Genomic DNA, 13753 nt, shown 5'->3' with positions numbered 1-13753 from the left:
CTTATGCTGAACGTGATTAAGCAGATTTAAGTCGTCACATTTCAACAATGAAGAATCAACTAAGAGGCTGCTATGGATGCTTTGTTGAGTTTGTTGGTCCCTGATAACTTCATGCCCCATGGCCATTGTTATTTATGGACGCCCGTCCTGTTGTGGATGTATGTTGTTTCTGACACTGTCATTGCGATTTCTTACTATACGATTCCGATGGCATTGCTTTACCTGGTTAAAAAACGCGCGGACTTGGAGTTTAACTGGGTATTTTTCATGTTTTCCCTGTTTATCTTTGCCTGTGGAACAACGCATTTGATTGCAATTGCAACCATTTGGGAGCCAGCCTATTGGCTTGATGCCACAATGAAATGCTTAACAGCAGTGGCTTCAGGGATCACGGCAGTGATGCTGTGGCGCTTGATGCCAGTTGCGTTGACGATTACCAGTACCAAGCAGCTAAAAACAACCATTGCCAGGCTAGAGTCCGAAGTGCAGAAACGATTGCTCGCAGAACAGGCCTTGGCAAAATTGAATTTGAATCTTGAGCATCTGGTCAAGGCGCGTACAGAAGATCTGAGCAATATCAATGCGAGTTTAAGACAGGAGATCGAACAAAGAAAACGCACAGAACTTGAGCTGTTTAACCAGAAACAATTGGCAATTGTCACGCTGGAGTCCATCGGCGATGCGGTGATCACCACCAATATGCAGTCCGAAGTGACTTATCTGAATCCAGTGGCCGAAAAAATGACAGGCTGGAGCAAAGCCGAGGCAATGGGGCGGCCGATTCTGGAAGTATTCAGGATTCTGAATGAAAGCACCCGCAAGCTGGCAGCCAACCCGGTGGATGTGGTGCTGGCGCACAACAAGGTCTGCGGATTGGCCAATCATACCTTGCTGATCGCCAAATCTGGCGCTGAATACGCGATTGAAGATTCTGCGGCGCCGATTCGTGATCAGGATGGCAACATTCTAGGGGTCGTGCTGGTGTTTCATGATGTGAGTGATGCACGTCAGATGGCACAAAAAATGACCTACCTTGCCGAGCATGATTATCTGACCGACTTACCGAATCGACTGTTACTGACAGACCGTATTACGCAAGCGATCAGTGCAGCGAAAAGAAGGGGTTCCAAGCTGGCCATTCTGTTTTTTGACATAGATCACTTCAAGCGGGTGAATGATACCCTGGGCCATGAAGTGGGCGATCAATTGCTCAAAGTATTGAGCAAAAAGCTGCAAATGTGCATTCGTGCCTCTGACACGCTCAGTCGCCAGGGCGGGGATGAGTTTGTAGTGTTGTTGCCAGAGTTAACAGATGATGCCGTCCCAGCCGAAATCGCACAAAAAATACTGTTTTCCATCAAGGACCCGATCAGCATCGCAAATCACGAGTTGTTTATCACGGCCAGTATTGGGATTGCCGTATATCCTGATGATGGCGACAATGTCGATGTGCTGACACGACATGCGGATGCGGCAATGTATCATGCCAAAAATTCAGGTAGAAATAATTACCAGTTTTTTACCAAGGAAATGAGTGCACGTGTCGCGGCTCAGCTTACGATGGAAAACAGTTTGCAAAAAGCAATAGCAAACAATGAGTTAATGCTTTTTTATCAGCCAAAAGTCAGCATCAAAACCGGCAAGATCATCGGCGCTGAGGCTCTGATCCGATGGGTGCATCCGCAATGGGGCATGATGATGCCAGATCGTTTTATCAAGATTGCCGAAGACTCTGGCTTGATCAGAGGCATTGGTCACTGGGTATTGCGCGAGGCGTGTACGCAAAATAAAAAATGGCAAGACTCCGGTTTGCCCGAGATTCCCATTGCGATTAATGTTTCGGTGGTTGAGTTGCACCATGCGCACTTTACACAAGAAGTGACTAAAGTGTTATTACAAACGGGCCTGCAACCCTATCATCTCGAACTGGAGGTGACTGAAAGCGTTGCGATTCAGAGTGAGGTGACCGTGATTAACGATTTGAACAAGCTCAAAGAGATGGGTGTCCGGTTATCAGTAGATGATTTTGGGACAGGATATTCCAGTCTGTCATATCTCAAGCTATTGCCGGTAAATACCATTAAAATCGATAAAAGCTTTATTCGTGATATACAAGTCGATGCTAACGATGCGGCAATTGTCACTGCGATTATCAAAATGTCACAAAGTCTGGGGTTAACAGTAATCGCAGAAGGGGTAGAAACCCAGGCACAGCTCGAATTTCTGCAATCGCATGACTGTGACGAGATGCAAGGTTATCTATTTAGCCGACCCTTGCCTGCCGATGAATTTGCAGCGCTGCTTGCGCAGCAATAAAGCTTCTCATCTTATTGTTTTATTGAGTTTATTTATGACTGAACACCAACACCAAACGACTGACTCTTTACTGAATTTGCGTGAGCGCATTAATGCATTTGTGCAGGCACGTGACTGGGCGCAGTTTCATTCCCCTAAAAATCTGGCCATGGCCATGATAGTTGAGGCGGCAGAAGTGGTTGAGCATTTTCAATGGATGACTGAGGATAATAGCCGCCAGTTGGATGCCGCCACGCGCGAAAAAGTTGGGCAAGAGCTGGCCGACACCTTTGTTTACCTGCTGCGGATTGCCGAGGTGTGTGGCATAGACTTGATTGCAGCCACCCATGCCAAGATCGAGTTGAATGCGCAAAAATATCCGGTTGAGAAATGCAAGGGGAGTAATGCTAAATATACAGAATATCAATAGGGCACTTCTATAAACTCATTTTTCGTCGCTATACTGCGTTGCGTATAAAAAATGTCTCCTTACATATCCGCTATATGCGACGTCAAAACTTTTTAGTCGCGTCTTGTCTGACTTAGCAACTTGAATTGATAGAAGCACCCGCGCATTTAAATGTTGAATTTAATGTAGTTTGTTATATTGAAGGAATAGCCATGCGTGTAACTTTAGATTCCCCGGTAACCCGTTTGCTCGAGCAGCAACACATCGCGTTCGAGGTCATCGAAATCCCGCTCAGCGAAGACAAAAAACCGATTCGCAGCCTAGAAGAGCTGCTAACAGCACAAGGCCTAGATCCACAATCGGTCGTGCGTAGTGTCGTGTTTAAAGGGGAGCATACTGGCTTTAGTCTGCTCGCGGTGGCGGGGGCTGGCCGTGCTGATTGGGCCTTGTTGCGCGCGCACTTGAGTGAGCGTAAGTGCCGTATGGCAGAATATGACGAAGTGCCTGAGGCCACCGGCTATGTGGTTGGTGCAGTGCCGCCGATTGCTTTGCCCGCTGGCTTGCGCGTGCTGGTTGACCAAAGCGTGTTGAGTTACGATCGGGTGGTGATTGGTAGTGGTGTGCTGGGCTATGCACTGGCGCTGAGTGGCAGTGATTTGCAAGCCTTGTTGAGCGCATACCCGGTTGGGCAGTTTGTGAAGGTTTAACTTCAGGTTAGAAGCGCGCAGCATGTAAGTGCCTGGCGGCGCAGGGACGTTAAGATTCGCCTGCTGCGCGGTGCGTCCAGACGTCGTTCAGGCTGAGCGGATCGCCGACTTATTTGTTGTTGAAGATCGTATTCAGGGAGTTACTTTTACTGCGCTCGACCATCACGGCTGCCTGACCTGGGTTCTTGCTGATGGTGCTAGCCCAGTCCTGACTGCTGCTGTCTGACTCCTCAGCGTTATTGCCAAGCATACCGGGCAGTGCATCCTGATTGGCGTCGTCGCTGTTGTCCCCAAACATTACTGTAGCGTTGTTGAGCTGGTACTGGCGTAATTGTTGCATCAAGCCTTGCGCTGTGTAGGTTTGTGGCGCCTGTTGGCCCCCAAGAATCACTTTGGCGCTTTCAACAGCGGCTTCTGCCGCAGTTTGTGGCGTCTCATCAGCCTGTTTGCTGTCCGTGGTTTGCACCTTGCTGGTGCCAGCACTGTTATCCGTGTTGTAAGCCTTGTTCAATAACGACGACACATTGCTGTTTTGTATACTTGAAATAGACATGATCGAAGCCCTTAATCATTATTTCGCTCACATTACCGCGTATCTTGTTAACGGCATGCCAGAAAAAAACTTTAGAACACCCTTTAATTCTTTTAATTTGCCGCATTTTTCCAGTGTGCTGGCCTGCATTTTTGGCCAGCCACCCGTCAGTGCCAGCAGATTTATGGTAAGGTTCAGCCTTGTTAGAAACACAGATATTTAATGGCGAAACATGAGTTTGGTGCGTTACTGCGTGAATGGGAGACTGGTGAGCGGCGTGAGCCCGACCAACCGCGGTTTTGCTTATGGCGATGGCATATTTCGCACCATGCGCCTGCTCGATGGTGAACTGCAAGACTGGCCCCTGCATTATCAAACCCTAGTTGCGGATTGCAGCAAAATCCTGATGGTCTGTCCGTCGGCTGAATTGCTGATGCAAGAATTCAAAAGCCTGATGTCTGCCGGTGAGGATGAGACCAAATTATCCGGCGTAGTCAAAATCATCATTACGCGTGGCGATGGTGCCCGCGGCTATGCGCCCCCCGCCATTTCCGAACCAACCCGCGTGTTTGTCTGGAGCCCTTTGCCAGTCTATCCTGAGGCCATATACACCCAGGGGGTCGCGCTCTATCAGTGCCAGACCCGACTGGCCAGCCAGCCTTTGTTAGCGGGCATCAAGCACTTAAACCGGCTAGAAAATGTCTTGGCCCGAGCTGAACTGAAAGACCCCCGCTTTTTTGACGGCTTGATGCTGGATTACCAGGGTCAGGTGATCGAAGCGGTGAGCGGCAATCTTTTTATTCACAAGGCCGGGCAGGTCATGACCCCGATATTGGACCAGTGTGGCGTGGCCGGGGTCATGCGGCAAAAAATTCTGGACTGGTATAAAACGCAAGGCCAGCCGGTCAGCTTGACCCGGTTGACCGTACAAGATGTGCTCACTGCCGATGCCGTGATTATCACCAACAGTGTCTATGGCGTGTTACAGGTGACGCAGCTTGATGCGCAGCCATTGGCACACAATGATTGGGCACACACCCTCAGAACCCAGTTGCATTATGTTGTTCATTAAACGTTTTTTTCAATACAGTCTGGCCTTGTTGGGCCTGACGACACTGGCATTAGCCATCTGGATCGTGATCTTTTTGATCCGCCCGCTGCCCATGGCCTCAGAAACCATAGGCATGCAAATTCCTGCCGGGGCCAGTGTGCGTGCGATTGCCGACCAGTTGGTGGCTTCAGGCGTGCTCACCGAGCCGTACAGTTTTTTGCTGGTGGTGAAACTCACGGGTAGTGCCAACAAGTTGCAGGCGGGCGATTATGCCTTTAATACGCCCTTGCAAGTGATGGGCCTCATTGATGTGCTCAAGCATGGCACGTTTGACCAGTTCAAACTGCAATTGACCGAGGGTAAAACCTTTGCCGACTTCAGGCAAAAGCTGGCGCAAATGCCAGGTATCCGCCACGACACGCTCATGTTGTCCGACCAGGAACTGATGCAGCAGGTGAGCGGCCAGAACGATGCCCCCGAAGGCTGGTTTTTCCCGGATACGTATTTTCTGGATGCGCAAAGCAGTGACCTAGATTTGTATAAGCGCGCTTATCAAAAAATGGTGCAGCACTTGAATCAGGCGTGGGAGCAACGCGCATCGGGCCTGCCTTACCGTACCATGTATGAGGCCTTAATCATGGCCTCAATTGTAGAGAAAGAAACCGGTGTGGAAGAAGAACGGCCGCAGATTGCCGGTGTGTTTGTGAACCGCCTGCGCAAAGGCATGCGCCTGCAAACTGACCCCACCGTGATTTATGGCATGGGCACGCGTTACCGTGGCAATATCAGCAAAAAAGACTTGCTGGCGGATACGCCGTATAACACCTATACGCGCAGCGGCTTGCCGCCGACGCCGATTGCTTTGCCTGGCCTGGCCTCGATTCAGGCGGCATTGCATCCGGCCAATACCAACGCCTTATATTTTGTTGCCAACGGCCAAGGCAGGCATGTGTTTACCGCGACACTCGAAGCGCATAACCAGGCGGTGCGGGCGTACCAGTTAAAAAAATAGTTGTCGTAAAGTTAAAGGGAAATCGGGACATGGCAGGGTTGTTTATTACGCTGGAAGGCATGGATGGCGCGGGTAAAAGTACGCATATCCCCACTATTCTTGAGTTGCTGCAAGCGACCGGCAGAGAAGTGGTGTCTACGCGCGAACCTGGCGGCACGCCTTTGGGCGAGGAATTGCGAGCTTTGCTCTTGCACCGTGAGATGCATGTGGAGACAGAGTCGCTGCTGATGTTTGCTGCGCGCGCCGAGCATTTGCAGCAAGTCATTCTGCCCGCTTTGCAGCGCGGCGCGATTGTGCTATCAGACCGTTTTACCGATGCTTCTTATGCGTATCAATGTGGCGCTCGTGGCCTGGCCATGGAAAAAATGCAGCAGCTTGAGCAGTGGGTGCAGGGCGATTTGCAACCAGACCTGACCTTGCTGTTTGATGTGCCGGTAGAGGTGAGCCTGCAACGGTTGGCGGGCGCACGCACCCCGGATAAATTTGAAGCGCATGGCGCGGCGTTTTTTGAGCTGTTGCGCGCGCAATATCTTGCGCGGGCTGCCCAATATCCGCAACGCTTCAGAGTCATAGATGCCAATCGCCCCCTGCTTGACGTGCAGCAGAGTGTTGCAGAAATCATCCGCCAATGTTGATGACCCAAGAGTACCCATGGCAGGCCACGTTATTTGCACAATGGATGCAAGCAGGCCAGTCACGCCACCATGCGCTGTTGTTGCATGGCAAAACTGGCATCGGCAAACTGGCTTTTGCGCGCGCGATGGCCGCTGCCTTGCTGTGCTTGCAGCCTGAACACGGCCATGCTTGCGGTCAGTGTCAGTCCTGTCACTGGCTATCCGAAGGCGCGCACCCTGATTTTAGGGAGATCACGCCAGAAGATGAAGACAGCGCTGAGGGCAGCAAAAAGAAAACCCGCAAGCGGCAGCAAATCCTCATCGACCAGATTCGCGCCTTGCATGATTATTTATCGCTGAGCAGTCACCGTGTTGAAGGCATGCGCGTGGTGTTGATTCACCCGCTGGAAGCCATGAATGTCGCGGCGTCCAATGCCTTGCTCAAGTTGCTGGAAGAACCGCCGCAGCGCACGCAGTTTTTGCTGGTCTCACATCAAAGACAAGCGTTGCTGCCGACCATCCTGAGCCGCTGCATGCAGGTGGAGATGCCGGTGCCCAGTGAATCACAAGGCTTGCAATGGATGCAGTCACAAGGCATTGCTCAACCTGAATGGCTCTGGCACTACAGTGGCGGGGCGCCGATTACCGTGCTGCAAGACGACCTGGACTGGTATGCCTGGTATCAGCAGTTTCAACCGCACTTACGCCGCGGTGCCGAGATTGACGTGGTGGCTGCGGTGCCGGTGCTGATCAAGCAAGGTATGGAAGCGGCGATACAAGTGCTGCAAAAGTGGTTGCTGGACGTTTGGTTGTCCTGCCATCAGCAACCTTTGCGCTACCATCCCTCAGAAGCAGCTGCTTTGCAGGGGCTGGCCGGGCGTGTGCAATTATCGCGGCTGCTGGCGTTTCAGCAACAGCTAAATCGTTTTAAAATGACCGCACAACATCCGCTCAATCAGGAGTTGCAGTTGGAGCAGCTGTTGTTGCAATACAAAAAAATATTTGAGGATAAACCGAATAAGTGAGTGCGCGAGATCAGATGCAAGGCGCGCGGTGTTAGAAACAACAACGTGCAACTCAGTATTGTGCTCAAGTAGTCACTATCCCTGTATCCTTCATTAACCGCTCACGTACTCTGGAGCTGATGTCATGACCGAGATGCAACCTTCTGCAGCGGCAAAACCTGGTGTGTTGTCGCTGGCGATTCGAGAAAAAGCCGCCCTGTTTGCGGCGTATATGCCTTTTGTCAAAGGCGGGGGCTTGTTTATCCCCACCAGCAAGTCTTTTAAAATGGGCGAAGAAGTGTTTATGTTGCTCACTTTGCTCAATGATCCAAACAAGCTCAAAGTGGTAGGTAAGGTGATCTGGATCACGCCGCAGGCGGTCAACAACAAGCCGCAAGGCATAGGCATTCAGTTTAGTGACAAAGATGGCGGTGCCGAAGCCAAAAAACGGATTGAATCTATCTTGGGTGCCGCACTCAAATCTAGCCGACCGTCGAATACCATTTAGTGATTAGCACGCAGACAGAAAGAATATGTTAGTAGATTCCCATTGCCACCTGAATTTTCCCGAGCTGGTCCAGAACATGGATCAAGTATTGGAGAGCATGCGCAGCAACCAGGTGGGGCATGCCTTGTGCGTCTCGGTCACGCTGGATAAATTCCCCGAAGTACTTGCCATTGCCGAGCAGTATCCCAACATTTATGCCTCAGTCGGCGTGCATCCTGATTACGAAAACATTACCGAGCCTACCGTACAAGGCCTGGTTGAACTGGCCAATCATCCACGCGTGGTGGCGATTGGCGAAACCGGACTGGATTACTTCCGTTTAACTGGTGATTTGTCCTGGCAGCGCGAGCGCTTCAGAACGCATATCCGGGCGGCAAGGCAGACGGGTAAACCCTTGATCATCCATACCCGTAATGCGGCCGAGGATACTATCAAGATTATGCAGGAGGAGGGCGCGGCCGAGGTTGGGGGCGTTATGCACTGCTTTACAGAAAGCTGGGAGGTGGCCCAGGCCGCGATTGCCATGGGTTTCTATATCTCGTTTTCTGGCATCGTGACGTTTAAAAATGCCCAGGCGCTCAAAGATGTCGCGCAAAAAGTGCCGCTGGCATCCATGTTGGTCGAAACCGATTCCCCCTATCTAGCGCCTATCCCGTTCAGGGGCAAAACCAATCAGCCCGCTTATGTGCGGCATGTGGCAGAAGAAATTGCGCGCCTGCGCGAGCAGCCATTACAGCAGATCATGGACGCAACCACCGCTAACTTTTTTAAACTGTTCAAGCACGCCCAGCCATGCAACTGACCATACTAGGCGTAGGCTCCAGCGCTGGCACGCCCGCGATCGGCTGCCAATGCGCCACATGCAGCTCGACCGATACGCGCAATAAGCGCACACGTTGCTCCAGTATGGTCACACTGGATGACGGCCGCGTGATCCTCATAGACACCTCGCCAGACCTGCGCCTGCAAGCTTTGCGCCAGCAGATGCGCAGGGTGGATGCCGTGCTGTACACCCACACCCATGCAGATCATCTGCACGGCATTGATGATTTACGCGCGTTTTGCCAGATCAACCGCTGCCAGATCCCGCTCTACAGTTATCCCGAGGCGGTTACCCATATTCAGGAAAAGTTCGGTTACACCCTGCGTGACCCCATCCCCACCTACTGGGACTTGCCCGTTTTGGCTGCACATACCGTCGAGGGCCCGTTTGAAGCGGCTGGTCAGCAGATTATCCCCATCCCCATCATGCACGGCAAAATCCGCATCTACGCCTACCGTATCGCTAACTTTGTCTACATGACCGATGTCTCCGATATCCCGGAAAGCGCGTATGCCTTGCTGCAAGGGGTAGACCTGTTGCTCATAGATTGCCTGCGCGAAAAACCGCACCCCACGCATGTCAACGTTGAGCAATCACTGGCCTTGATTGAACGCATAGGCGCCAAGCGCAATGTGCTCATTCATATGACCCATGAGCTTGAATATCAGGCCCTGCAAGCCAGGGTGCCTGCCAATGTCCAGGTCGGTTATGACGGCATGCAACTTGATTTTTAAACGGTGAACCAAGGGCTTTAAATCTTGCACTGAAGCCAACTGGCACATTCTCCAGGTCAACCAAAGCCAGACATAAACAGTTATACTTGCACAAAACAATAATTCAGTAATTTGATTTTGGATAACAGGAAGTAAACATGAAGGTATACACCCATCTTATGACCGCCTTGGTCACCGCCACACTTGCCCTGGCTGCAACCAGCGCACTGGCAGGCAAAACCTACGATGAAAACGACTTTATCAACGGCTTTAGCGGCAAATCCAAAAAAGTGGTGCTCGAAAAACTCGGCCAACCCTTTAAAAAACAGCAATCCGTCAAACCCACCAACGCCAACAGCATGATCGCAGGCATCGGCAAACAACAAGACAGCTCAAAACCTGTACAGGTTGAGATGTGGTACTACAAAAACCTGGTCAAATACGACAAAAAGAACACGTACAAAGAAACCGAAGTCACTTTTGTGAATGACAGAGTGATGAATATTGGCTTCTTTAATAACCGCTAGGCAATTTAGTTGCTGGATTAAAAAAAAGCCTCGGCAGACCGGGGCTTTTTTATTTTTCCATTAACAAGTAATGATTATGCGAGGTTTATGTTGCAATGCCATGCCGCTTAAATTTTGCTTATACTTTTGACAATTAAATAATCAATGATGGATGATTATTATGAACAGTCTAATTGATTTCTTTGAACGGCTACTAACTAACTTCACATGGTCTCGACTCACATTTACATTCGTTTTGCTGTTTCTTCTGATTAGTGCAATCTTTGCATATGAAGCGTATACACAGCACTTTGCTCTGGAGAGGCTTGATAAGCAAGTTAAAATTTTCGATCAATTAGTAACATTATCTGAAAAGCTAAACTTGGAGGAAAATGACAAGGTGCTAAATGAATCCTTTAAAAGCCTAGTAGCTGGGTTTAACTCTCAGGTAAATTATAAAAGCTATGTAGGTGTGGATGGGGCAAGTTTAACTACAAGGTATTCGTTCCCTGAGTGGTTTACAAAGAGTATTTATATTTTATTTCCTTGGCTGGTTTTAAGCTTTTTTTTGGTAGTCACCATGACCTCTGGTAGGGCAAGTGCGATGGGCGGAATAATGTTCGTGTCTTCATTTTTCCTACTCATAGGACTAATTTTACCCAGCTTTAAGGAGACACCTTGGGTGATGAAATGGGCCTACCCATGGGGTGCTATGATAATTTCGGTTTTTCTAATTGTTATTTTTGATAGAAGAAAAAAAGGAATATAGGTTTTGAAGTTTAAACAGAGTCAATTACCAAAGAGTGTTAAACTGACCACATGTTGATTCAAAAAACAGCCAAGAAAATTCTTTGTAATACACAAAAAACATTGTTTGCTTGGGAGTCTAATTTGGCACAGCTGGAAAGCTGCTTGATGGTGCCCAGAAGAGGACTCGAACCTCCACGTCGTTAAACACTAGTACCTGAAACTAGCGCGTCTACCAATTTCGCCATCTGGGCTAAAGAAGCTGTGCATTTTAAAGGAAGAATAAATATTGTCAACCAGAAAAACTAAAAAATCCCTGCGTGCAAATGACCCGCAGGCCCAGCGTGAAGCTGAGTTATACCAAACACCGCTGCCTAGTCGCGAGTTGGTGTTGCAGTTGTTGTCAGACCAGGGCATTCCCCTGAGTGCTGAGCAGATTTATGTGATGCTCGATATCAGCCATGATGAGCGTGACATTTTTAACCGCCGGTTGGGCGCGATGGAGCGCGATGGCCAGTTGATGCGTAACCGCAAGGGTGCGTTTTGTTTGCCGGATAAAATCCATTTGATTGCGGGGACCGTGTTCGGACATACCGATGGTTATGGGTTCTTGGTCCCCGATGATAAAACCAAAAATCCTGAAGATATCTTTTTAGGCCCCAAGGAAATGACCTTGGTCATGCATGGCGACCGCGCCATGGTGCGGTTGGCCGGGGTGGATCGCAGAGGTCGACCTGAGGGCAAGCTGGTTGAGGTGCTTGAGCGGGCGAATAAGACCCTGGTGGGGCGTGTGATTCGCGCCCAGGGCGTGACCATCGTTGCGGCTGAAGACAAGCGTATCAGCCAGGATATCCTGATTCCATACCATCTGGATATGGATGCGCAAGTGGGACAGGTGGTGACGGTTGAGTTAACCGAATATCCTTCTTCGCACTCTAACCCCATGGGCAAAATTGTCGAGATTTTGGGCAATTATGCGGATAGCGGCATGGAGATTGAGATTGCCTTGCGCAAGCATCATTTGCCGCATCAATTCAATCCTGCGGCGCTCAAGCAGGCAGAAGACTTTCCTAAAACCGTACAAGCCAAAGATTATAAAGGCCGCAAGGATTTGCGTGATTTGGCTTTGATCACGATTGATGGTGAAACCGCACGTGACTTTGACGATGCTGTGTTTGCTGAGCCGCAAGGCAAAGGTTGGCGCCTGGTGGTGGCGATTGCGGACGTGAGCTTTTATGTGCAGCCTGGGGACGCGCTGGATAAAGAGGCGTTTGACCGCGGTAACTCGGTGTATTTTCCGCGTCGTGTGATCCCGATGTTGCCGGAGGCTTTGTCTAACGGGCTGTGTTCGTTGAACCCGGATGTTGAGCGATTGTGCATGGTGTGCGATATGCAAGTGGACGGGCAGGGCGTGGTCAAGCAATACCAGTTTTACCCTTCGGTGATGCAGTCTAAAGCGCGCATGACGTACACCAAAGTCGCTGCCTTATTGCAGGGCGAAGATGCTGCGTTGAGTGAGGAATATACCTGGCTGTTACCGCATTTGCAGAACTTGAATAGCGTATTCAGACTCATGCTCACGCAACGCGAAAAACGCGGTGCGGTGGAGTTTGAATCCACTGAAACCATGATGGTGTTTAACGATAATGGCAAAATCGACAAGATTGTGCCGGTGGTGCGCAATGATGCGCATAAACTGATTGAAGAGTGCATGCTGGCGGCCAACGTCTGTGCCGCTGACTTTTTGCTCAAAAACGAGCAGACCTGCCTGTTCCGTATCCATGAAGGGCCGACGCCAGAAAAACTGGAGGCCTTACGCCTGTTTATGGGCGAATTTGGTTTTGGTGTGGGTGGGGGCGAGAGCCCGCACGCCAAAGACTACGCCAAACTCATGCAGCGTATCAAAGAACGTCCGGATGCGCAGTTATTACAGACAGTCTTGTTACGCTCGATGCAGCAGGCGGTGTACAGCCCGGATAACGTCGGCCACTTTGGTCTGGCGTATGAGGCGTATACGCATTTCACTTCGCCGATCCGCCGCTATCCTGACTTGCTGGTGCATAGAGCGATCAAGGCTGTGGTGGAAGGTAAGCGATATCAGGCCAAAGACTGGCATCACCTTGGCGTGCACTGTTCCATGACCGAGCGCCGTGCCGACGACGCAACCCGCGATGTGACGAACTGGCTCAAATGCTTTTACATGCAGGATAAAGTGGGTGAGGTGTTCAGTGGTACGGTGGCAGGTGTCACCAGCTTTGGTTTGTTTGTGGCGCTGGATGAGGTTTATGTGGAAGGCTTGCTGCATGTCACCGACCTTGGCAATGACTACTTCATCCATGACAAAGCCCGTCATGAGATGGTGGGCGAGCGCACCGGCGTGCGCTATCGTTTAGGCGACCGCTTAACCGTGAAGGTGGTGCGTGTGGATCTTGAAACCACGCGTATTGACTTTACACTGGTCGGCAAGTCAGAGGGCGTGGTTGATCCGGCAGATGGTACTGTCGCTGAATCGTTGGCCGTGTCCAGCGTGAAAAAGACACGGTCTGCCAAGCCGGTTGAAAAGGTGGTGCCCGCAGTGTGGGAAGCACCCAAAACGGCTAAACAACCAGCCAAAAAATCAACCAGATCCGGCACCAGCACGCCTCGCAGCGCCGCAGACAAGCCCGCTGCGAGCAAACCTGCTCCGGCCAGAAGCCGCTCAGCCAAAGACAAGGGCCGCCATTCTGCGCAAAAAAATAAAGGCAAACCCAAGGCGAAAGCCCGATAATCCCAGCCGTGCAATCAGATTGAAAAATCGCTTTATGAAAAATCTGGGATAATAGCGGTTAATGC

Annotated in this window: 15 protein-coding genes and 1 tRNA gene; 14 read left to right on the top strand and 2 right to left on the bottom strand. The window is 50.5% G+C overall.

From position 1 onward, the window contains the following. Nucleotides 1-72: 72 nt before the first annotated feature. The 3 genes from ACT53D_RS04925 (at nt 73) to ACT53D_RS04915 (ending at nt 3411) form a co-directional block, all read left to right on the top strand. Nucleotides 73-2316, top strand: coding sequence for a putative bifunctional diguanylate cyclase/phosphodiesterase (locus tag ACT53D_RS04925; protein WP_476154780.1), 2244 nt, complete (start codon nt 73-75; stop codon nt 2314-2316). 34 nt (nt 2317-2350) lie between these two features. Further along, complete coding sequence (locus ACT53D_RS04920; protein WP_194746868.1) at nt 2351-2725, top strand: nucleotide pyrophosphohydrolase; 375 nt, start codon at nt 2351-2353, stop codon at nt 2723-2725. 191 nt (nt 2726-2916) lie between these two features. After that, nucleotides 2917-3411, top strand: a complete 495-nt coding sequence (locus tag ACT53D_RS04915; RefSeq protein ID WP_313988961.1) for an aminoacyl-tRNA deacylase — start codon at nt 2917-2919, stop codon at nt 3409-3411. Nucleotides 3412-3520: 109 nt separating this feature from the next. On the opposite strand, the gene ACT53D_RS04910 is transcribed toward ACT53D_RS04915, so the two are convergent. Then, complete coding sequence (locus ACT53D_RS04910) at nt 3521-3964, bottom strand: hypothetical protein (protein ID WP_476154777.1); 444 nt, start codon at nt 3962-3964, stop codon at nt 3521-3523. On the opposite strand from ACT53D_RS04910, the gene ACT53D_RS04905 reads away from it, so the two are divergent. The 10 genes from ACT53D_RS04905 to ACT53D_RS04860 all read left to right on the top strand — a co-directional run bounded on the left by ACT53D_RS04905 (nt 3963) and on the right by ACT53D_RS04860 (nt 10943). Continuing rightward, nucleotides 3963-4166, top strand: a complete 204-nt coding sequence (locus ACT53D_RS04905) for a hypothetical protein (protein WP_194746865.1) — start codon at nt 3963-3965, stop codon at nt 4164-4166. The genes ACT53D_RS04910 and ACT53D_RS04905 overlap by 2 nt on opposite strands. 9 nt (nt 4167-4175) lie before the next feature. Next, nucleotides 4176-5015 carry an aminodeoxychorismate lyase gene (gene pabC / locus ACT53D_RS04900; RefSeq protein ID WP_476154775.1) on the top strand — a complete coding sequence of 280 codons (840 nt, stop codon included), beginning with the start codon at nt 4176-4178 and terminating at the stop codon, nt 5013-5015. Continuing rightward, nucleotides 5002-6006, top strand: a complete 1005-nt coding sequence (mltG, locus tag ACT53D_RS04895) for an endolytic transglycosylase MltG (RefSeq protein ID WP_379076562.1) — start codon at nt 5002-5004, stop codon at nt 6004-6006. The genes pabC and mltG overlap by 14 nt, the downstream gene beginning before the upstream one ends. 29 nt (nt 6007-6035) lie before the next feature. Beyond that, a complete protein-coding gene (gene tmk, locus ACT53D_RS04890) occupies nt 6036-6641 on the top strand; it encodes a dTMP kinase (RefSeq protein ID WP_476154772.1) in 606 nt (201 codons plus the stop codon). Then, on the top strand, nt 6635-7645 hold the full coding sequence (gene holB, locus ACT53D_RS04885) for a DNA polymerase III subunit delta' (RefSeq protein ID WP_476145751.1): 1011 nt from the start codon (nt 6635-6637) through the stop codon (nt 7643-7645). The genes tmk and holB overlap by 7 nt, the downstream gene beginning before the upstream one ends. A 124-nt stretch (nt 7646-7769) precedes the next feature. Further along, nucleotides 7770-8132, top strand: coding sequence for a PilZ domain-containing protein (locus ACT53D_RS04880; protein ID WP_275355029.1), 363 nt, complete (start codon nt 7770-7772; stop codon nt 8130-8132). Between the two features lie 25 nt (nt 8133-8157). Beyond that, nucleotides 8158-8934 (top strand): TatD family hydrolase, encoded by a 777-nt coding sequence (locus ACT53D_RS04875; RefSeq protein ID WP_194746860.1) that lies wholly within the window; start codon nt 8158-8160, stop codon nt 8932-8934. Beyond that, complete coding sequence (locus ACT53D_RS04870) at nt 8925-9689, top strand: MBL fold metallo-hydrolase (RefSeq protein WP_476145749.1); 765 nt, start codon at nt 8925-8927, stop codon at nt 9687-9689. Before ACT53D_RS04875 ends, ACT53D_RS04870 begins: the two co-directional genes overlap by 10 nt. A 137-nt stretch (nt 9690-9826) precedes the next feature. Next, nucleotides 9827-10195: a hypothetical protein gene (locus ACT53D_RS04865; RefSeq protein WP_194746858.1), complete on the top strand. Its 369-nt coding sequence runs from the start codon at nt 9827-9829 to the stop codon at nt 10193-10195. 160 nt (nt 10196-10355) lie between these two features. Then, nucleotides 10356-10943: a hypothetical protein gene (locus ACT53D_RS04860; protein WP_313988986.1), complete on the top strand. Its 588-nt coding sequence runs from the start codon at nt 10356-10358 to the stop codon at nt 10941-10943. 147 nt (nt 10944-11090) lie between these two features. On the opposite strand, the gene ACT53D_RS04855 is transcribed toward ACT53D_RS04860, so the two are convergent. Then, nucleotides 11091-11175, bottom strand: a tRNA-Leu gene (locus ACT53D_RS04855). A gap of 35 nt (nt 11176-11210) precedes the next feature. Here ACT53D_RS04855 and rnr point away from each other — a divergent pair. Further along, entirely contained in the window at nt 11211-13688 is a 2478-nt protein-coding gene (gene rnr, locus ACT53D_RS04850) for a ribonuclease R (protein WP_476154770.1), read from the top strand. Nucleotides 13689-13753: the final 65 nt, after the last annotated feature.

It is taken from the genome of Methylophilus sp. DMC16 (assembly GCF_056314045.1).
The sequence above is the reverse complement of the archived record's forward strand: the minus strand, read 5'-3'. Positions and strand labels throughout refer to the sequence as shown.

Bases quoted from the DNA above. Each gene is read 5' to 3' on its own strand.
- ACT53D_RS04925 (WP_476154780.1), top strand. From the start codon at position 73: ATGGATGCTTTGTTGAGTTTGTTGGTCCCTGATAACTTCATGCCCCAT.
- ACT53D_RS04920 (WP_194746868.1), top strand. From the start codon at position 2,351: ATGACTGAACACCAACACCAAACGACTGACTCTTTACTGAATTTGCGT.
- ACT53D_RS04915 (WP_313988961.1), top strand. From the start codon at position 2,917: ATGCGTGTAACTTTAGATTCCCCGGTAACCCGTTTGCTCGAGCAGCAA.
- ACT53D_RS04905 (WP_194746865.1), top strand. From the start codon at position 3,963: ATGATCGAAGCCCTTAATCATTATTTCGCTCACATTACCGCGTATCTT.
- ACT53D_RS04910 (WP_476154777.1), bottom strand. From the start codon at position 3,964: ATGTCTATTTCAAGTATACAAAACAGCAATGTGTCGTCGTTATTGAAC.
- pabC (WP_476154775.1), top strand. From the start codon at position 4,176: ATGAGTTTGGTGCGTTACTGCGTGAATGGGAGACTGGTGAGCGGCGTG.
- mltG (WP_379076562.1), top strand. From the start codon at position 5,002: ATGTTGTTCATTAAACGTTTTTTTCAATACAGTCTGGCCTTGTTGGGC.
- tmk (WP_476154772.1), top strand. From the start codon at position 6,036: ATGGCAGGGTTGTTTATTACGCTGGAAGGCATGGATGGCGCGGGTAAA.
- holB (WP_476145751.1), top strand. From the start codon at position 6,635: ATGTTGATGACCCAAGAGTACCCATGGCAGGCCACGTTATTTGCACAA.
- ACT53D_RS04880 (WP_275355029.1), top strand. From the start codon at position 7,770: ATGACCGAGATGCAACCTTCTGCAGCGGCAAAACCTGGTGTGTTGTCG.
- ACT53D_RS04875 (WP_194746860.1), top strand. From the start codon at position 8,158: ATGTTAGTAGATTCCCATTGCCACCTGAATTTTCCCGAGCTGGTCCAG.
- ACT53D_RS04870 (WP_476145749.1), top strand. From the start codon at position 8,925: ATGCAACTGACCATACTAGGCGTAGGCTCCAGCGCTGGCACGCCCGCG.
- ACT53D_RS04865 (WP_194746858.1), top strand. From the start codon at position 9,827: ATGAAGGTATACACCCATCTTATGACCGCCTTGGTCACCGCCACACTT.
- ACT53D_RS04860 (WP_313988986.1), top strand. From the start codon at position 10,356: ATGAACAGTCTAATTGATTTCTTTGAACGGCTACTAACTAACTTCACA.